The organism is Geodermatophilus sp. SYSU D00691, from assembly GCF_054050275.1.
In genome coordinates, this window is sequence record NZ_JBJGYZ010000006.1 from 134618 (window position 1) to 151739 (window position 17122).

A 17122-nucleotide genomic window follows, 5' to 3' on the forward strand; every position below is an offset into this window, starting at 1 on the left:
ATCGACGCGGGAGGCAGGCTGGCATGGTGCAGGAGATCGACTGGGCGCAGGTCGTCGGCGCCGCGACGCGGGCGCCGTCCATCCACAACACGCAGCCGTGGCGCTTCGCCGCCGCGGCCGACCGGCTCGACGTCCGCTACGACCCCGAGCGGGCGCTGCCCGTGCTCGATCCGAGCCGCCGCCAGCAGGTCATCAGCTGCGGCACCGCGGTGGCCTTCGCCGAGGTCGCGCTGCGGGCGGCCGGCGTCGCCGTCGACGTCGACCTGCTGCCCGACCCGGCCGACGAGGACCACCTGGCCAGCCTGCGCGTGACCGGCCCGGCCGAGCCCGGCGACGAGGACCGCGCGCTCGCCGACGCCATCCCGCAGCGGCACACGGTGCGCGCCGCCTTCGAGCCCCGCGCCGTCCCCGCCGAACTGCTCGACCGGCTGCAGCGCGAGGCCGGCGGCTACGGGCTGTGGGTGAAGGTCATCGACCGCGAGGAGGAGGAGACCGCCACCGTCTTCCTGCTCTCCCAGGCCGAGGAGGCCGAGCAGGGCGACCCCGCCTACCTCGAGGAGCTCGAGACCTGGATGCGCACCGACCCGTCGGCCGTCGACGGCGTGCCGGTGGAGGCCGTGCCGGCCGGTGACCCGCGGGACCGGCCGTCGAACTGGCTGGTCCGCGACTTCGCGATCGGCTCCCACGAGCACGCGATGTTCCGCGCCGCCCAGGACCCCGACGCGCCGCCGCCGGAGGTCGAACGGCCCACGGTGATCCTCATGGGCAGCGAGAACGACGACCGGACGGCGTGGCTCGAGGCCGGGCGCGCGCTCGGCCGGGTGCTCCTCGTCGCGACGACGGCCGGGCTGGTGGCCTCCCCGCTCACCCAGGCCCTGGACTGGCCGGCCGCCCGCACCCGCCTGCGCCGGCGGCTGTCGCTGATCGGCTACCCGCAGATGCTGCTGCGCATGGGCTACCCGCCCGCGGGTCTCACCCCGCCGACCAGCGGCCGGCGGCCGGTGTCCGACGTCCTCACGATCGCCTAGCGGCGGTCCTCCCGCTCGGGCGCCGCCCACAGGTCCTCGGGGTCGTCGGGCTCGTCGGCCGCCGTCGCGTCGGCCGCCTCGGGGGAGCGACGCTCGGCGGACTGCCGGGCGGCCGCCGCCTCCAGCGCCTCGTCGCGCCGCCGGGCCTCCTCGGCCCGCTCGGCGCGCTCCCGCTCCTTCTCCGCCCGCCGGGGGTCCGCCGCACCGTCGGCGCCGAACCGCCACAGCGCCACCCCGGCGAGGGCCAGCCCGACCGGGATGACGTAGGCGCCGACCCGCTCGGTGCCGCCCTCGCCCAGCCACTCGACGACCCCGGCGAAGAAGAAGATCGTCAGCCCGGTGCCCACCAGGCCCAGCAGCGCGAGCGCCGTCCCGACCGCCTCCGACCGCCGGCGGACGGCGTAGGCGAGCGCGATGAGCGCGATCCCGCCGCCCAGCAGGTGGGCGACGGCCCCGACCGCGTGCAGGGCGGAGTTGCCGTCGGAGGGGAAGACGCCGACCAGCAGCACCCCCGCCGCCGAGATCCACAGCAGCACCCGGGCCACCGCGCCGGCGGTGCCGCGCAGGGCCGGGGCGAGCAGCAGCGTGCCGCCGGCGATGAGCGCGGCCTGGACGACGAAGGAGGCGTTCATCAGCGTGCGGGCGGGGGAGAGGGCGGTGCCGAGGTCGCTGATGACCTGGTCGACGCGCGAGTAGGAACCGGGCCACCGCAGCTGCGCGATCGTCTCGACGACGAAGAACTGCAGGGTGAGCAGCCAGAGGAGCGCCCCGTTGCGGAGCCGGTTCGCGGTCACGGCCCCATGGTCCCAGGGGCGGCTGTCAGACCCGGGCGAGCACGGCGGCGTACTGCGCGGCCGTGAGCCACGAGGGATTGCTGCCCGTCGGCATCCGCAGCACCTCGGCGTCGCGGAAGGCCGGGTCGGCGAGGAGCTCGGCCCGGTCGACCGGCTCGGCCAGGAACGTCAGCCGGACCGGCAGCACCGGACCGCCGGCGTCGTCCTCGATCTCGGCGGCGACGACGCCGAGCGCGTGGACGCCCGGCCGGTCGCGGCCGCTGCGCCAGAGCAGGCAGGGCCGGCCGGGGCGGACCAGGCCCAGCCGGTAGGAGGGGCGGACGCACCGGCGCAGCTCGTGCGTCGTCCCCGGTGCCCAGCTGACGGCCGTGGTCGCGGTCTTCAGCAACCAGCACGCGACGTCGCCGGCCGCCAGCCGGGCTCCCATCAGTCGGTGGCGGAGTGGTCCTCGGCCCCGGCCGGGTCGGCGTCGTCGGACCCGACCAGCTGCCGCTCCTGCTCGGTGCGGTGCTGCAGCGCCTCGTCGTTGGGCCGGTCGTAGCCCTTCGCGTGCTGGCTGTGGTCCGGCGGGGCGGACTCGGTGGGCTCCATGACGTCGTCGAGCGTGGGTCGGTCGGGTGTGGTCATGATCAGGCCATAGCCCGGACGGCGGCGGAGCTAACGCGGCTCGAGGCGGGACGCCGGCAGCCACGCCTCCACCAGCGCCGCGCCGTGCGGGCCGGTCACCGTGAAGGCGACCCGGCCCTGCCAGACGCCGTCCCGCTGCCGCCACTCGACGAGCAGCCCGGGCCACGTGCCGGGGAACTCCGGCGGGTCGCGCACCCAGCAGTGCCGGCCCTCGGCGTCCTGCCGGGGACGGGCCGACGGCGGCGCGGGCAGGTCCGGCCGGACGCCGGACTCGGCCGCCCGCTCGCCCAGTGACCGCCCCGCCCCCCGGTTCATGCCGCCCGCCACCCCGGCAGTGTGGCACGCGGTCGAACGTGCGTTCGACTCAGCTCCGGCGCGCCGCGAGCGTGTCCGCGATCTCCCGCAGCAGCGGGTGACCGGGCAGCTCCTCGACCGGGACGGGCAGCGGCAACGACCAGTTGGGCCGCTCGGTCGTGCCCGGCATGTTGGGACGGCGGACCTCGCCGACGGCGTCCTCGAGGGTGGCCGACAGCAGCAGGCTCGGCGCCGAGGCGAGCCGCTCGTAGGCACGGCGGACCGCGGTGTCCGGCCGGGCGTTGCCGCCCACCCCCGGGATCCGGCCCATCAACTCGAGCCGGCCGCTCTGCAGCTCCTCGGCGCTGCCGGTGCCCAGCTCGCGCTGCTCCTCGACGTCGGCGCCGGTCCACAGCCCGGCCACGGTGGGCAGGTCGTGCGTGGTGACGGCCGCCATCGCCGCCTCCGGCCACTGCGCGGGGTCGTCCTCCTCGAACCACAGCAGCCGGTAGGAGAGGATCCCGTGCTCGGCCAGGGCCTCGCGCACGCCCTCCTCGACGGTGCCGAGGTCCTCGCCGACGACGAGCGCCTGAGCCCGGAAGCTCTCCAGGGCGACGATGTCGAGGAGGTCCTCGGCGGGGTAGCGGACGTAGGCGCCGTCGGCGGCGCTCCCGTCGGCCGGCACCCACCACAGGCGGAACAGGCCCATCACGTGGTCGATCCGCAGGCCGCCGGCACCGGCCATGGTGGCGCGGATCGACTGCACGAACGGCTCGTAGTCGGCCAGCCGCAGCCGCCAGGGGACCAGCGGCGGCGAGCCCCAGTCCTGCCCCTGGGCGTTGAAGGCGTCCGGCGGTGCGCCGACGCTCGCGCCCTGGGCGAGCACGTCCTGCCAGGTCCACGCGTCGGCGCCGCCGCCGGCCACCCCGATCGGCAGGTCCTGGATCACCGTCATGCCGTGCGCGGCCTCCTCCAGCTGGCGGGACAGGCACCACTGCAGCCAGACGTGGAAGGCGACGTCCCCCTCGTGGGCGGCGGCGAAGTCGCGGACCGCCTGCCCCCGGGGGTCGCGCAGCTCCTCGGGCCAGGTGTGCCAGTCGGGGCCGTGCTCGTCGGCGAGGGCGCACCAGGTGCCCCAGTCCTGCATCGGCTGGCCCTGCTGCCACCACCAGTCGGGGAAGGCGGGGTCGTCGTGGCCGGCGGCGTCGAACACCCGGCGCAGCGCCGCGCGCTTGCGCGCCCAGATCGCGTCGCGGTCGATGAGCTCGCCCGCGTTGAGGTCGCCGGCGTCGCCGACGTCAGCCTTGCCGGCGCCGGGCACCTCGGGCACGCGCAGGTAGAGCGGGTTGCGGAAGCGGCGGGTGGCCGGCAGGTACGGGCTGGACTCCTGCGGGGTGGTCGGCGCGACCGCGTGCAGCGGGTTGATCAGCAGGAAGCCCGCGCCCTGCAGCGCGGCCATCTTGCGCAGCGCGCGCAGGTCGCCGAGGTCGCCGATGCCCCAGCTGTCGCGGCTCCGGGTGGCGTACAGCTGCACCGCCCAGCCCCAGGTCCGCTCGTCGGGCAGCCAGCAGCGGCCGGGGGAGACGATCAGCCGCCGCTCGCGCCCGTCGGGGGTGCGCAGCCGGTGGTAGCCGAGCGGGAAGTCGCCGGGGAGGACGCCGTCGACGTGCCGGGTCTCGCCGTCCTCGCAGACGACCTCGGCGTCGTCGACCTCGAGGGGGTCGCCGGGCCGGGCGACGATCGGGGCGCGGTCCTCGAGGTCGGCCGGCGGCTGCCCGATGATCTCCCGCAGCCGCTCGATGGTCGACGGCGCGACCTCGTGCTCCTCGTCCAGTGCGTCCAGCCAGGTGGCGTCGATGCCCCACGCGTCGGTCGTCGGCGTCATGCCCCGCACCTTGCCCCGTCGAGGCCGGTCCATGCCCGCAGCGACGAGGGTGAGGATGGCGACATGTCCTCCTGGCTGCTCGTCCACCCGCCGCTGCTCGGCCCGGCGACGCTGGGGCCGCTGGCGGCGGAGCTGCGTACCCGCGGGAACGCCGTGTCCGTGCCCGACCTGCGCGCGGCGGTGGACGTCGCCGCGGACTGGCCGACGCGCTGGACCGCCGCGGCCGCGACCGGCCCCGCCGACGTGGTCCTCGGCTTCTCCGGCGCGGGGCCGACGCTGCCGGCGATCGCCGCCGCCGTCGGGGCGCGGGAGGTGGTGTGGCTCGACGCCCCGGTGCCGGCCCGGTCCGGGGCGACGGCGCCGCCGGCCCGGGTGCGGGAGCTGGTGGCGCCGCTCGTGCGGGACGGCCGGATCGCCGAGTGGACGACGTGGTGGGGGCCGGGCGCCTTCGCCGGGCTGGTGCGCGACCCCGCGCTGCGCGCCGCCATCGAGGCCGAGGGCCACGAGCTGCCGGCGGACTTCTACGACGTCGCCGTCCCGCTGCCCGGCGCCTGGCCCGAGGACGGCGCCCGCTACGTCCAGCTGTCGGCCGCCTACGACGAGGACGCCGCGGCGGCCGCGAGCCGCGGCTGGCCGGTCGCCGGCGACGGGCGGGGCGGGCACCTCGACGTCGTCACCGACCCCGCCCGCGTCGCCGACCTCGTGGCCTGACCCGGCGACATCGGCGCTCTCGCACGCTCCGGCGGGGGAAAGCGTGGGACACCGCCGATCTCGCCTCCGCCGGCCCCGTCGCGCGACACTGGCGGCATGGCGCTCGAATGGGCCGGGCTCACCGCCGGGGGAGTGCTGCTCTTCCTGTGCGTCTTCCCGACCACGTCCGTCTACCGGGGCCGACCGGTGCCGCGCCTGGGCTTCGTCCCGCAGCGCCCGACGGGCCCCGCGCGGTGGTGGTCGCTCGCCGCGCTGGCCGCCGGGGTCTTCCTCGTGTCGTTCTGCGCCGGCCGGCTCGCGGCCACCGACGCCGGCTTCCTCGGCCTCTTCGCCGGGACGGTGCTCCTCGCGTGGGTCGGGCAGGCCGCCGTGGTGGCGTGGCACAACCGCCGGGTCGCCGGAGCGGCCGGAACGCGCCCGCCTGCCGAGATCACGTGATCTCGGCAGTGGTTGCACTGCGCACCGCACCCTGCGGACCGGGCGGTTTGCCGGTAGGCAGAGCCGGTGAGCGTGATCGGTTTCCACAACTCGCACGAGCAGGTCCACCCGGCGCAGCTGCTGGAGGCCACCCGGCACGCCGAGGAGGTGGGCTTCACCGCGGCGATGTGCAGCGACCACTTCGCGCCGTGGAACCCCAGCCAGCGGCACTCGGGCTTCGCGTGGTCCTGGCTGGGCGCCGCCCTGGCGACGACGTCGCTGCCGTTCGGCGCGGTCAACGCCCCCGGCCAGCGGTACCACCCGGCGATCATCGCCCAGGCCATCGCCACCCTCGACGCGATGTTCCCCGGCCGGTTCTGGGTGGCCCTGGGCAGCGGCGAGGCCATGAACGAGCACATCACCGGCGACGTGTGGCCCCGCAAGCACGTCCGCGACGCCCGGCTGCGCGAGTGCGTCGAGGTCATCCGCGCGCTCCTGGCCGGCGAGGAGGTCTCCCACGACGGCCTGGTCCGGGTGGACCGCGCCCGCATCTGGACCCTGCCCGAGACCATGCCGCAGCTCATCGCGCCCGCCGTCTCGGTCGAGACCGCGCGCGCGTCGGCCGACTGGGCCGACGGGCTGGTCACCATCAACCAGCCGCACGACAAGCTGCGGGAGATGCTCGCCGCCTACCGCGACGCCGGTGGCCGCGGCACCGCCGCCCTGCAGGTGCACCTGTCCTACGACCCCGACGAGCAGCGGGCCCTCTCGATCGCCTTCGACCAGTGGCGCAGCGGCGCCATCGGGCCGCCGCTGGCGTGGGACCTGGACAGCCCCGAGTCGTTCGAGCAGGCCACGCAGCACGTCCGCCCCGAGCACATCGCCGAGGTCGTCCGCGTCTCGAGCGACCTCGGGCAGCACGCCGAGTGGATCGCCGAGTACCAGGAACTCGGCTTCGACGCCATCTACCTGCACCACGTCGGCATCGAGCAGCGCGGCTTCCTCGACGCCTTCGGCGAGCACGTGCTCCCGCAGCTCGACGTCGACCAGCCGCTGCCCGCGGTCGCGCTGCAGTGAGGATCACCGACACCAGTGACCTGTGGTGGAAGACGGCCGTCGTCTACTGCCTCGACGTCGAGACGTTCATGGACTGGGACGGCGACGGCTGCGGCGACCTCGCCGGCCTCGCCCAGCGGATCGACCACCTCGCCGACCTGGGCGTCACCTGCCTGTGGCTGATGCCCTTCTACCCGACCGCCGAGCGCGACGACGGCTACGACATCACCGACTTCTACGGCGTCGACCCGCGGCTGGGCACCCACGGCGACCTGGTCGAGGTCATCCGGACGGCGAACGACCGCGGCATGCGGGTCATCGCCGACCTGGTGGTCAACCACACCTCCGCGAAGCACCCCTGGTTCCGCTCCGCCGAGGCCAGCAAGGACTCGCCCTACCGCGACTTCTACGTCTGGCGGTCCGACCCGCCGCCGGACACGTCGAAGGAGGTCGTCTTCCCCGACCAGGAGGACAGCGTCTGGCAGTTCTCCGAGAAGACCGGCGAGTGGTACCTGCACCGCTTCTACAAGCAGCAGCCCGACCTGAACATCACCAACCCGCTGGTGCGCGACGAGATCGCCAAGGTCATGGGCTTCTGGCTGCAGCTGGGCCTGTCCGGCTTCCGCGTCGACGCCGTCCCGTTCCTGCTGGAGACCGAGGGCGCGGCCGCCGACGCGCTGCCCGACCCGCACGGGTACCTGCGCGACCTGCGCTCGCTGGTCGGGCGCAGGTCCGGCAACGGCGTGCTGCTCGGCGAGGTCAACCTGCCGCACGAGCAGCAGGCGGAGTTCTTCGGCGGCACCGACGGCGACGAGCTCACCATGCTGTTCGACTTCATCGGCATGCAGGCGCTCTACCTCTCCCTCGCCCGCGCCGACGCCGGCCCGCTGGCCACCGCGCTCACCGGCCGCCCGCCGGTCGACCCCGACAGCCAGTGGGCGACCTTCGTGCGCAACCACGACGAGCTCACCCTCGACAAGCTCACCGACGACGAGCGCGCCGAGGTGTTCGCGGCGTTCGGACCCGAGGAGCGGATGCAGGTCTACGGCCGCGGCCTGCGCCGCCGGCTGCCGCCCATGCTCGACGGCGACCCGCGCCGGATCCGCCTGGTCTACAGCCTGCTGTTCTCCCTGCCCGGCACCCCGGTGCTGTTCTACGGCGAGGAGATCGGCATGGGGGAGAACCTCGACGTCGAGGGCCGCAACGCCGTCCGCACGCCGATGCAGTGGACCTCGGGCGCCAACGGCGGCTTCTCCACCGCCGGCGCCCGCAGGCTGACCGCGCCGGTCGTGACGGGCGGCTTCGCCCCCGAGCACGTCAACGTCGCCGACCAGCGCCGCGACCCCGACTCGCTGCTGTCGTTCGTCAAGCTGCTGGTCCGCCGCTACCGCGAGTGCCCCGAGCTCGGCTGGGGCGAGTTCGAGCTGCTGGACCAGCCGCACCCGGAGGTGCTCGCGCACCTGTGCCGGTGGGACGACGGGTCGATGGTCGCCGTCCACAACCTCGGCGCCGAGCCGCGCACCGTGCCGCTCGTCCTCGACGGCTGCGACGCCTCCCACTGCCTGGAGGACCTGCTGCGCGACTGCACCACGCCCCTCTCCGACGAGGGCGCGGCCGAGCTGCAGCTCGACGGCTACGGCTACCGCTGGCTGCGGGTGGTCGCGGAGGGCAGCCGCCGGCTGCTGTGACGCTCCCGCGCGTCTTCCCGGATCCGTCGCCCCGCGCTCGTAGGGTCCGGCGCGGGGGAGGGGCCGATGAGTCGCAGGCGCACGGGCAGCGCGTCCACGCTGGGCCTGCTGGTGGTGGCGCTGCTGGTCCTGGCGATCTACCTCGCCACCGACCGGCCGGGCCCGACGTCGTACAGCCCGCCGGCCGACGGCGGGGAGGTGCCGGCCGGCACGCTGGACCCGGCCGCGGCGAGCGCCGCGCTCGGCACGCTGCCGATCGCGGCGAAGGGCGGCCTGGCCGGCTACGAGCGGGACTGCGGGGACGGCGCCGGCTGCGTGTTCGGCCCGGCGTGGTCCGACGTCGACCGCAACGGGTGCGACCAGCGCAACGACGTCCTGCACCGCGACCTGACCGACGTGGAGGTGCGCGAGGGGACGGAGGGCTGCATCGTCGTCGCGGGCACCCTGGTCGACCCCTACACCGGTGAGGTGGTCGCGTTCAGCCGCGACGAGGCGAGCCAGGTGCCGATCGACCACGTCGTCCCGCTGGCCGCCGCGTGGGTGCAGGGGGCCGCGGCGTGGACCGACGACGAGCGCGAGGCCTTCGCCAACGACCTGTCCAACCTGATCGCCACCACCCGCGAGCAGAACTCGAGCAAGGGCGACTCCACCGCGGAGGAGTGGGTGCCGCCCGACCCCTCCTACGGCTGCGAGTACGCCAGCGTCGTCGTCACCGTGAAGGCGGAGTACGAGCTGTCGGTGACCGCCGCCGAGGCCGCGGCCCTGCGCGACCTGCTCGCCACCTGCTGAGGATCGCCGGGCGCGGTTCCCCGGGTCGCGGGGCGGGTGCGCCTAGCGTGACCGGTGAGGTGAGGAAGTGACCGGATCAGACGTGCCCCCGCCCGCGGGGCCACCCCACGGCGCGACCCCCGACCCGGGAGCGGAGCCGGACCCCGGCACGCACCCGATCGAGGGGGTCGCCTTCGCCGCCCCGGAGCAGCCGCCCGCAGCGGGCGCCCCGCCGGTCGCCGGGACGACGACGGGACCGGTCGCCGCCCGGCCGACGGTGCGGCCCCGTCGCCGCGGCCCGGTCACCCGGATGGGCCCGTGGGCGCCGGTCGCCGGGGCACTGCTCGGCACCCTGCTCGGGCTGGTCGCCGTGCTGCTCCTCGCGGGGACGGCGGGCGGCTTCCGCGAGCGGCTGGCCCTCGTCCTGCTGGTGGTCGGCATGGGGCTGCTGGGCGCCTCCGGTCCGCTGCTGGCCGACGAGGTGCGGCTGGTCCGCCGGGGGGTCCGCGAGGCCGTCGTCCGCCCGGCGACGGTCGAGGTCACCGCCGGGCTGCTCAACGGCCTCACGCCGGCGCGGCTGCTGCTCCTGGTCAGCGGCTTCGTGCTCTTCCTCGCCGCCTACGTCGTCCGCGGGTAGCCGCTCAGCCGTACGCCTGCACGGCGAGGGTGACCGCCAGGCCCAGGCCGGCCAGCCCGATCAGCCGGCGCAGCAGCCGCTGCGGGGCGCGGCGGACCACCGCCGGGCCGAGGAAGCCGCCGCAGAACAGCCCGACCGCCAGCGGCAGCACGGCCGACCACGCGATCGAGGCGAGGAGGACGTAGCCGATCGCGGCGGTGGCGTTGGCCACGCCCAGCACCACGTTCTTCAGCGCGTTGGCCACCGGCAGCCGCTCGCCGGTGGCGAAGAGGTATGCGGCCAGCATCATCACGCCGGCCGCGGCGCCGAAGTAGCCGCCGTAGATCGCGATCGCGAACGTGCCCACGGCCAGCCACCGCGAGTCCCCGCGCGGGTGCGGGTGGGTGGCCGCCTCGGCGGCCAGTTCGCCCGGTGGCCGCTGCACGAGCAGCAGCAGCGACGCGCCGCCGATCAGCCACGGCACGATCCGCTCGAACGCCTCCGAGGGGGTGAGCAGCAGCAGCGCCATGCCGGTGGCCCCGCCCAGGACGGCGGCCGCGGCCAGCCGGGCCAGCCGCCGGCCCTGTCCCCGCAGCTCCGGCCGCGAGGCGCTGACCGACCCGGCGCTGTTGAGGACGAGGGCGACGGTGTTCGTGACGTTGGCCGTCACCGGGGGCAGGCCGGCCGCCAGCAGCGAGGGGTAGCTGATCAGCGAGGCCAGGCCGGCGATGCTGCCGGACAGGCCCGCGCCGACGCCGGCGAGCACGAGCAGGCAGAACTCGAGGACGCTCACCGGGTCACCAGCACCGCGATCGCGACCAGGCCGAGCACGACGACCGCCGTCCGCAGCACCACCGGCGGCAGCCGCCGCCCGACCGACGACCCGACCCACCCGCCGAGCAGCGCGCCCGCGGCGACCAGCCCGGCGGCGAGCCAGTCGACCCGGTCGGTGGCCACCAGCACGTAGGTGCCCGCCGCCACCGCGTTGACGCCGAGCGTGAGCACGTTCTTCAGCACGCCCTGGCTGGCGGCGAAGTAGCCGCCGTAGGCGCCGGTCGCGTAGGCGCCGGTGAGCAGCCCGGCCAGCCGCCAGTCGCGCAGCCGCACCGGCGCATCGGACCCGCGGCGGCGCAGCCAGCGCTGCAGCAGGGGCTGGACGGCCACGAGGACGACGGCCAGGCCGACCAGCGCCGGCACGACCGCCTCGAACGCCTCGGCCGGCAGGTGCAGCAGGAGGAACGCACCCGTGACGGCACCCAGCACCGACGCGGGGAAGAGCCGCAGGACCAGGGGCCGCTGGCCGGCGAGCTCGCGCCGGTGGCCGATCGCCCCGGTCAGGTTGCCCGGCACCAGCCCGAGGGAGTTCGACACCGTGGCCACCACCGGGGGCAGGCCCACCGCCAGCAGCACCGGGAAGGTGACGAGCGTCCCCGAGCCGACGACGGCGTTGATCGACCCGGCGGCGAGGCCGGCGGCGACCGCGACCATCTCCCACCCCGTCATCGGCTGCGAGCGTGTCACAGGCCGCCGTGTGACCCGCCGCACCCCTGGACGGACTGCCGCGGGTGAGCGCACCGACTGGCCGCGCCGCACTGGACCGGCACACGCTCATCGCCCTCTCGGCGGGCGCGAGAGGGCGGTGGGCGTGTGCCCGTCCTGGGGGAGGCGGGCGGGACGAGCCCTAGTCGGGGACGGCGGCCAGCGCGGAGACGTCGAGGCGGTGCGCGACCAGGTCGGCGGCGACGTCGTCGACGACCCGCCCGGTGGCGAAGGCGTGGGCCCGGAGCACCTCGAGGGAGTCCGCGGGCTCGAGCCCGCGCAGCACCGTGACCATGCCCATCGCCTGCCAGACCTGCGTGCGGCGCAGGGCGTCGGGGCCCTTCCACCAGCCGGCGGCCTCCTGCGGGTCGTCGGGCGCGAGCAGCGCATCGGCCAGCCGGGTGGTGAGGCGGACGACGACGGCCTCCACCTCGTCGCGGTCGAGCCCGGTGAGCTCCTCGGGGTCGCACTGGTAGAGGTCGAGCACCAGCAACGGGCCGAGCGGGGGCATCAGCGGCAGGGACAGCACCGCCCGGTACGGCGTCTCGGTGGTGAGCGAGGCGTGCAGCCCGGCCCAGTTGCGCCGGATGTCCTCCTCGTCGAAGGCGATGACGGCGCCGTCGTCCGCGGCGCGCAGGCACGGGCCCACGCCGAAGGTGAACTGCAGCCGCTCGGCGTGCGCCGTCGTCGGGTCGCTGGCCCCGATGGGCGCGCGCAGGCCGCCGTCGGCGTGCACGGTGAGCCCGGCGCCGTCGACCGGGAGCGCGGCGGCGACGGCGTGGGCCAGGCGGGCGGGCAGCAGCTCGGGAGCGGCGAGCTCCGGCGGGGGCGGCTGGTGGACCGCCAGCTCGAAGCGTCCGGCGGCCGACTCGGGTGCGCTGACGCCGCGCACCTTCTCATCCGTCGGTGCGGCCGGCACCCACGAGGCGGACCACCGCGTGCCCCTCCTCGTCGGAGGCCTCGAGGTCCACCTCGACCTCGAAGCCCCAGTCGTGGTCGCCGGCCGGGTCGTCGAGGATCTGCCGCACCCGCCAGACGCCCGGCTGCCGGTCCCACACCAGCAGCGCCGGGCCGCGGGCGTCGGCGCCGGTGCCGACCTCGTCGTGCTCGGCGAAGTAGGCCTGCACGACCTCGCCCCAGCGCTCGGCGTCCCAGCCGGACGCCGAGTCCAGCTCGCCGAGGTCGTACCAGCGGCGGCGCGCCCACAGCTGCACGCGGTGGAACAGCGCGTTGCGCACCATCGCGGTGAACGCCCGCTCGTTGCCGGTGAGCGGCCGCGGCCGGGCCGGGACGGCCACCTCGTCGATCGCGCCGGTGTCGGGGTTCGTGAGCGCCTCCCACTCGTCGAGCAGCGACGAGTCCACCTGGCGCACCAGCTCGCCGAGCCACTCGACGAGGTCGGTGACCTCGTCGGTGCGCGCAGCGGCCGGCACCCCCGAGCGCAGTGCCTTGAACGCGTCGGAGAGGTAGCGCAGCACCGCGCCCTCGGAGCGGGTCAGCCCGTAGGTGGAGACGAACTCCCGGAAGGTCATCGCCCGCTCCCACATCTCGCGGACGACGGACTTCGGCGAGAGGTGGGCGTCGGCGGCCCAGGGGTTGGACCGGCGGTAGACGTCGAAGGCGTGCTCGAGGAGCTCGGCGAGCGGCTGCGGGTAGGTGACCTCCTCGAGCAGCTCCATGCGCTCCTCGTACTCGATGCCCTCGGCCTTCATCTGCGCCACGGCCTCGGCCCTGGCCTTGTTCAGCTGCGCGGCGATGATCTGGCGGGGGTCGTCGAGGGTGGCCTCGACGACGCTCACCACGTCCAGCGCGTAGGTGTCCGACGCCGGGTCGAGCAGCTCGATGGCGGCCAGCGCGAACGTCGACAGCTCCTGGTTGAGCGCGAAGTCCGGGGGCAGGTCGACGGTGAGCCGGTAGCGGCGGCCGTCGGGCTCGGGCTCGTCGAGCCGGACGAGGACGCCGGCCTGCAGCAGCGAGCGGGCGATGCCGATCGCCTCGCGGATGTGCCGGAGCTGCCGCTTGCGCGGCTCGTGGTTGTCGGTGAGCAGGTGCCGCATCGCGGCGACCGGGTTCCCGGGCCGGGCGACGACGTCGAGGATCATCCCGGTGGTGACCTGGAAGTGGCTGGTCAGCTGCTCGGGGTCGGCCTCGATCAGCCGCTCCATCGTCGACTTCGACCACGGGACCATGCCCTCGGGCGCCTTCTTGCGCACCAGCTTGCGGCGCTTCTTCGGGTCGTCGGCCACCTTCGCGAACTGCTTGAGGTTCTCCACCTCGTGCTCCGGCGCCTGGACGACGACGGTGCCCGCGGTGTCGTAGCCGGCCCGCCCCGCGCGGCCGGCGATCTGGTGGAACTCGCGGGCGGTGAGCAGGCGCATCCGGGTGCCGTCGAACTTGGAGAGCGCGGAGAAGACGACGGTGCGGATCGGCACGTTGATCCCGACCCCGAGGGTGTCGGTCCCGCAGATGACCTTGAGCAGCCCGGCCTGGGCCAGCTGCTCCACCAGCCGCCGGTACTTGGGCAGCATCCCGGCGTGGTGGACGCCGATCCCGTGCCGGACCAGCCTGCTGAGGGTCGTGCCGAAGGCCGAGGAGAACCGGAAGCCGCCGATCATGTCGGCGATCGCCTGCTTCTCCTCCTTGCTGCTCACGTTCACGCTCATCAGCGCCTGCGCCCGCTCCAGCGCCGAGGCCTGGGTGAAGTGGACGACGTAGACCGGCGCCTGCCGGGTGTCGAGGAGCTCGCCGATCGTCTCGTGCATCGGCGTCGTCGCGTAGTAGTGGTGCAGCGGCACCGGGCGCTCCGCGTGGGCGACCAGCGCCGTCGGCCGGCCGGTGCGGCGGGTGAGGTCCTCGCGCAGCTTCTCCGTGTCGCCGAGGGTGGCCGACATCAGCAGGAACTGGGCGTCGGGCAGCTCGATCAGCGGCACCTGCCAGGCCCAGCCGCGGTCGGGGTCGCCGTAGAAGTGGAACTCGTCCATGACCACGAGGCCGATCGGCGCCTCGCGGCCCTCGCGCAGCGCGATGTTGGCCAGCACCTCGGCGGTGCAGGCGATGATCGGGGCGTCGTGGTTGACCGCGGCGTCGCCGGTGAGCATGCCGACGTTCTCCGCGCCGAAGACGCCGCACAGGGCGAAGAACTTCTCGCTCACCAGCGCCTTGATCGGGGCGGTGTAGAAGCTTCGCCGTCCCCCCGCCAGGGCGGCGTACTGCGCTCCGGTGGCCACCAGCGACTTGCCCGAGCCGGTCGGCGTGGCCAGCACCACGTGGGCGCCGCTGACCAGCTCGATCAGCGCCTCCTCCTGCGCCGGGTAGAGCGTCGTGCCCCCGGCGTCGGCCCACGCGGCGAAGCGGGCGAACAGCTCGTCGGGGTCGTCGCCGAGCGCCCGCAGCGACGTGAGGTCGGCGGGGTCGTCGAGCAGGGGAGGGGCGGCGATCGCGGTCATCGTGGACAACAGCGTGCCCGACGCCGCTCCGCTTCCCGGCACCGCCGGGCCGATCGTGCTACCCGACGCGTGCCGGCTCCGCCGGCCGGACCCGGCCCCGCACGAGGAACACCGCGACGACCGCGAAGACCAGGAACGCGAACGTGCCGAACGAGGCCAGCAGGGACCAGGCGTTCTCCGTCCGCGCGCCGACCGCCTCGTCGATCCCCCCGGTGGACAGGAACGTGGTCGGGTCGGTGAGCGCGTGCAGGACGATCGCGGCCCAGATCGTGCCGGTGACCCGCATCGCCAGGTACATGCACATGCCGAAGCAGAACGTGTAGGCCAGCGTGGCCAGCACGGTCGACAGCGCCATCCCGGCCAGCAGGTTGACCGTGTGCATGAGCGCGAACAGCAGCGACGACACGACCGCCACGAACCGCTCGCCGTGGCCCGCGTCGCGCAGCACCTTCACCGCCAGCCCGCGGGTCGCGAGCTCCTCGGTGACGCCGATGCAGAGGCCGGCCAGCGCCAGCACCGCGATCTCACCGCCGGTCCACCGGTTCCAGTCGGTGGCGCCGAGGTGCCCGACGACCACGGCCGCGATCAGCGCAGGGGCGGTCCACATCCAGCCGCGGCCACCGATCGGCTGGGGACCGAAGACCTCGCGGAGCCAGCCCACGCGCCAGGTGAACACGAGCAGGGCGAGCCCGCCGATCCCGATCGGCAGCACCAGCGCGACGACGATGCTGGTCGCGTCCTCCAGCGGGTTCTCCGCGACCCGGTCGCCGAGGAGGAGGCCGACCACCAGCGAGACGACCAGGTAGACGACCAGGTAGCCACCGACCACCGCGAACGCCTTCCACGTCGCGGGCCGGTCCCAGAACGAGGTGCGGGTCGACTCGGTCTCGGTCACCCCGCGAGCCTGGCAGCGCCGGAAGGCGCACAACAGGGTCGCGCGCCACCTTCTGCCGGGTCTCCTCGTTCCGGAACCGGGCCGAGCGGCGATCACGATCCGGTAACGACGCCTCCGCGCGGGCATGGGATGAACCGATAGTGGTCAGAAGGTGAACGACAGGTGAACGGAAGGGGGCGCGACGGTGCGCACCAGTGAGTGTCCCGAGTGCCGCTGGGTGCCGGTCGTCGACGAGACGGGCCGGCGTCGCCTGGTGCTGCGCTGGCAGCTGCCGGTGGCCGCCCCCGCCGAGTCGTCGGTCGCCCGCGCCGCGTAGGTCGCGGCCGGCCCGCTCCTGGGGGCGGGTCACGCGCTCCGCACGTCCAGCCGGACCCCCGGAGCGCGGGTCCGGCCCCAGAACCACGTCGCGAGGCGTCACGATCCGGTTCCGCCCGGCGCGGCGCGGGTAGGCGGGGCGCATGTCGTCACCGCGCCCCGATTCCCAGCCCGCACAGCAGCAGACCCCGCCCGGCACGCTGGGCGAGATGGACCCCAAGCCCGACCACGGCGAGGAGAGCTACCGGGGGTCCGGCCGGCTCACCGGCAAGGCCGCGGTCATCACCGGCGGCGACAGCGGCATCGGCCGCGCGGTCGCCATCGCCTTCGCCCGCGAGGGCGCCGACGTCCTGATCAGCTACCTGAACGAGCACGAGGACGCACAGGACACCGCCCGGTACGTCGAGGAGGCCGGCCGGAAGTGCGTCCTCGTCGCCGGCGACCTGGCCGACCGGGCGCACGCCAAGACGATCATCCCCAAGGCCGTCGAGGCCTTCGGCAAGGTCGACGTCCTGGTGAACAACGCGGCCTACCAGATGAGCCACGACACCCTGGACGAGGTCTCCGACGAGGAGTGGGACCACACCGTCGCGCTGAACCTGAGCGCGATGTTCACCCTCTGCAAGGACGTGATCCCGCACATGCCCTCGGGCGGGGCGATCATCAACTCGTCGTCGGTGAACTCCGATATGCCGAGCCCGAACCTCGCGCCGTACGCGATGACCAAGGCCGGCATCGCCAACTTCACCGCGAGCCTCGCGCAGATGTACGCGGACAAGGGCATCCGGGCCAACAGCGTCGCCCCGGGGCCGATCTGGACGCCGCTGATCCCGGCCACCATGCCCGAGGAGAAAGTGGAGAGCTTCGGCCAGCAGGTGCCGTTGGCCCGCGCCGGGCAGCCGGCCGAGCTGGCGCCGGTGTACGTGCTGCTGGCCAGCGACGAGGCCAGCTACGTGTCCGGCGCACGCGTCGCGGTCACCGGCGGCAACCCGATCCTCTGACGCCCCGACGCGGGGTCCCGCGGCGGGCAGGGCGCCGTCGTG

At 75.0% G+C, this 17122-nt stretch carries 19 protein-coding genes; 9 read left to right on the top strand and 10 right to left on the bottom strand.

The window, feature by feature from the left end; genetic code table 11:
• The first annotated feature begins 23 nt into the window (after nt 1-23).
• Complete coding sequence (locus ACI797_RS06470) at nt 24-1028, top strand: Acg family FMN-binding oxidoreductase (protein ID WP_456857702.1); 1005 nt, start codon at nt 24-26, stop codon at nt 1026-1028.
• On the opposite strand, the gene ACI797_RS06475 is transcribed toward ACI797_RS06470, so the two are convergent.
• The 5 genes from ACI797_RS06475 to malQ are packed head-to-tail and all read right to left on the bottom strand — an operon-like array spanning nt 1025 to nt 4661.
• A complete protein-coding gene (locus tag ACI797_RS06475) occupies nt 1025-1822 on the bottom strand; it encodes a DUF998 domain-containing protein (RefSeq protein ID WP_456857704.1) in 798 nt (265 codons plus the stop codon). The genes ACI797_RS06470 and ACI797_RS06475 overlap by 4 nt on opposite strands.
• A 25-nt stretch (nt 1823-1847) precedes the next feature.
• Nucleotides 1848-2249, bottom strand: coding sequence for a hypothetical protein (locus ACI797_RS06480; RefSeq protein ID WP_456857706.1), 402 nt, complete (start codon nt 2247-2249; stop codon nt 1848-1850).
• Nucleotides 2249-2449, bottom strand: a complete 201-nt coding sequence (locus ACI797_RS06485) for a hypothetical protein (RefSeq protein WP_456857708.1) — start codon at nt 2447-2449, stop codon at nt 2249-2251. Before ACI797_RS06485 ends, ACI797_RS06480 begins: the two co-directional genes overlap by 1 nt.
• 30 nt (nt 2450-2479) lie before the next feature.
• Nucleotides 2480-2764 carry a hypothetical protein gene (locus tag ACI797_RS06490; RefSeq protein ID WP_456539691.1) on the bottom strand — a complete coding sequence of 95 codons (285 nt, stop codon included), beginning with the start codon at nt 2762-2764 and terminating at the stop codon, nt 2480-2482.
• Between the two features lie 49 nt (nt 2765-2813).
• Nucleotides 2814-4661 carry a 4-alpha-glucanotransferase gene (gene malQ / locus ACI797_RS06495; protein ID WP_456857845.1) on the bottom strand — a complete coding sequence of 616 codons (1848 nt, stop codon included), beginning with the start codon at nt 4659-4661 and terminating at the stop codon, nt 2814-2816.
• Nucleotides 4662-4691: 30 nt separating this feature from the next.
• On the opposite strand from malQ, the gene ACI797_RS06500 reads away from it, so the two are divergent.
• The 6 genes from ACI797_RS06500 (at nt 4692) to ACI797_RS06525 (ending at nt 9905) form a co-directional block, all read left to right on the top strand.
• On the top strand, nt 4692-5339 hold the full coding sequence (locus tag ACI797_RS06500) for a hypothetical protein (RefSeq protein ID WP_456857710.1): 648 nt from the start codon (nt 4692-4694) through the stop codon (nt 5337-5339).
• Nucleotides 5340-5435: 96 nt separating this feature from the next.
• Nucleotides 5436-5777, top strand: coding sequence for a hypothetical protein (locus ACI797_RS06505; RefSeq protein WP_456857712.1), 342 nt, complete (start codon nt 5436-5438; stop codon nt 5775-5777).
• Nucleotides 5778-5843: 66 nt separating this feature from the next.
• Nucleotides 5844-6833: a TIGR03885 family FMN-dependent LLM class oxidoreductase gene (locus ACI797_RS06510; RefSeq protein WP_456857714.1), complete on the top strand. Its 990-nt coding sequence runs from the start codon at nt 5844-5846 to the stop codon at nt 6831-6833.
• Entirely contained in the window at nt 6830-8500 is a 1671-nt protein-coding gene (locus tag ACI797_RS06515; protein ID WP_456857716.1) for an alpha-amylase family protein, read from the top strand. Before ACI797_RS06510 ends, ACI797_RS06515 begins: the two co-directional genes overlap by 4 nt.
• A 66-nt stretch (nt 8501-8566) precedes the next feature.
• Entirely contained in the window at nt 8567-9289 is a 723-nt protein-coding gene (locus tag ACI797_RS06520; protein WP_456857718.1) for an HNH endonuclease family protein, read from the top strand.
• 67 nt (nt 9290-9356) lie between these two features.
• Complete coding sequence (locus tag ACI797_RS06525) at nt 9357-9905, top strand: hypothetical protein (protein WP_456857720.1); 549 nt, start codon at nt 9357-9359, stop codon at nt 9903-9905.
• 4 nt (nt 9906-9909) lie between these two features.
• Here ACI797_RS06525 and ACI797_RS06530 read toward each other — a convergent pair whose 3' ends face one another.
• The 5 genes from ACI797_RS06530 to ACI797_RS06550 form a co-directional block, all read right to left on the bottom strand.
• Entirely contained in the window at nt 9910-10677 is a 768-nt protein-coding gene (locus ACI797_RS06530) for a sulfite exporter TauE/SafE family protein (RefSeq protein WP_456857722.1), read from the bottom strand.
• Nucleotides 10674-11387 (bottom strand): sulfite exporter TauE/SafE family protein, encoded by a 714-nt coding sequence (locus ACI797_RS06535; RefSeq protein ID WP_456857724.1) that lies wholly within the window; start codon nt 11385-11387, stop codon nt 10674-10676. The genes ACI797_RS06530 and ACI797_RS06535 overlap by 4 nt, the downstream gene beginning before the upstream one ends.
• Before the next feature lie 178 nt (nt 11388-11565).
• Complete coding sequence (locus tag ACI797_RS06540) at nt 11566-12315, bottom strand: ANTAR domain-containing protein (protein ID WP_456857729.1); 750 nt, start codon at nt 12313-12315, stop codon at nt 11566-11568.
• A 4-nt stretch (nt 12316-12319) separates the two neighbouring features.
• Entirely contained in the window at nt 12320-14869 is a 2550-nt protein-coding gene (locus ACI797_RS06545; RefSeq protein ID WP_456857732.1) for a DEAD/DEAH box helicase, read from the bottom strand.
• Nucleotides 14870-14927: 58 nt separating this feature from the next.
• Entirely contained in the window at nt 14928-15764 is an 837-nt protein-coding gene (locus ACI797_RS06550) for a CPBP family intramembrane glutamic endopeptidase (protein WP_456857734.1), read from the bottom strand.
• Nucleotides 15765-15948: 184 nt separating this feature from the next.
• On the opposite strand from ACI797_RS06550, the gene ACI797_RS06555 reads away from it, so the two are divergent.
• Nucleotides 15949-16080, top strand: a complete 132-nt coding sequence (locus ACI797_RS06555; RefSeq protein WP_456857739.1) for a hypothetical protein — start codon at nt 15949-15951, stop codon at nt 16078-16080.
• Nucleotides 16081-16222: 142 nt separating this feature from the next.
• On the top strand, nt 16223-17080 hold the full coding sequence (locus ACI797_RS06560) for an SDR family oxidoreductase (RefSeq protein ID WP_456857742.1): 858 nt from the start codon (nt 16223-16225) through the stop codon (nt 17078-17080).
• Nucleotides 17081-17122 lie beyond the last annotated feature (42 nt).

Excerpts from the sequence above, each read along its gene's own strand:
- ACI797_RS06480 (WP_456857706.1), bottom strand. The coding sequence starts at position 2,249 with ATGGGAGCCCGGCTGGCGGCCGGCGACGTCGCGTGCTGGTTGCTGAAG.
- ACI797_RS06545 (WP_456857732.1), bottom strand. The coding sequence starts at position 14,869 with ATGACCGCGATCGCCGCCCCTCCCCTGCTCGACGACCCCGCCGACCTC.
- ACI797_RS06505 (WP_456857712.1), top strand. The coding sequence starts at position 5,436 with ATGGCGCTCGAATGGGCCGGGCTCACCGCCGGGGGAGTGCTGCTCTTC.
- ACI797_RS06520 (WP_456857718.1), top strand. The coding sequence starts at position 8,567 with ATGAGTCGCAGGCGCACGGGCAGCGCGTCCACGCTGGGCCTGCTGGTG.
- ACI797_RS06500 (WP_456857710.1), top strand. The coding sequence starts at position 4,692 with ATGTCCTCCTGGCTGCTCGTCCACCCGCCGCTGCTCGGCCCGGCGACG.
- ACI797_RS06490 (WP_456539691.1), bottom strand. The coding sequence starts at position 2,764 with ATGAACCGGGGGGCGGGGCGGTCACTGGGCGAGCGGGCGGCCGAGTCC.
- ACI797_RS06485 (WP_456857708.1), bottom strand. The coding sequence starts at position 2,449 with ATGACCACACCCGACCGACCCACGCTCGACGACGTCATGGAGCCCACC.
- ACI797_RS06560 (WP_456857742.1), top strand. The coding sequence starts at position 16,223 with ATGTCGTCACCGCGCCCCGATTCCCAGCCCGCACAGCAGCAGACCCCG.
- ACI797_RS06470 (WP_456857702.1), top strand. The coding sequence starts at position 24 with ATGGTGCAGGAGATCGACTGGGCGCAGGTCGTCGGCGCCGCGACGCGG.
- ACI797_RS06535 (WP_456857724.1), bottom strand. The coding sequence starts at position 11,387 with ATGACGGGGTGGGAGATGGTCGCGGTCGCCGCCGGCCTCGCCGCCGGG.
- malQ (WP_456857845.1), bottom strand. The coding sequence starts at position 4,661 with ATGGACCGGCCTCGACGGGGCAAGGTGCGGGGCATGACGCCGACGACC.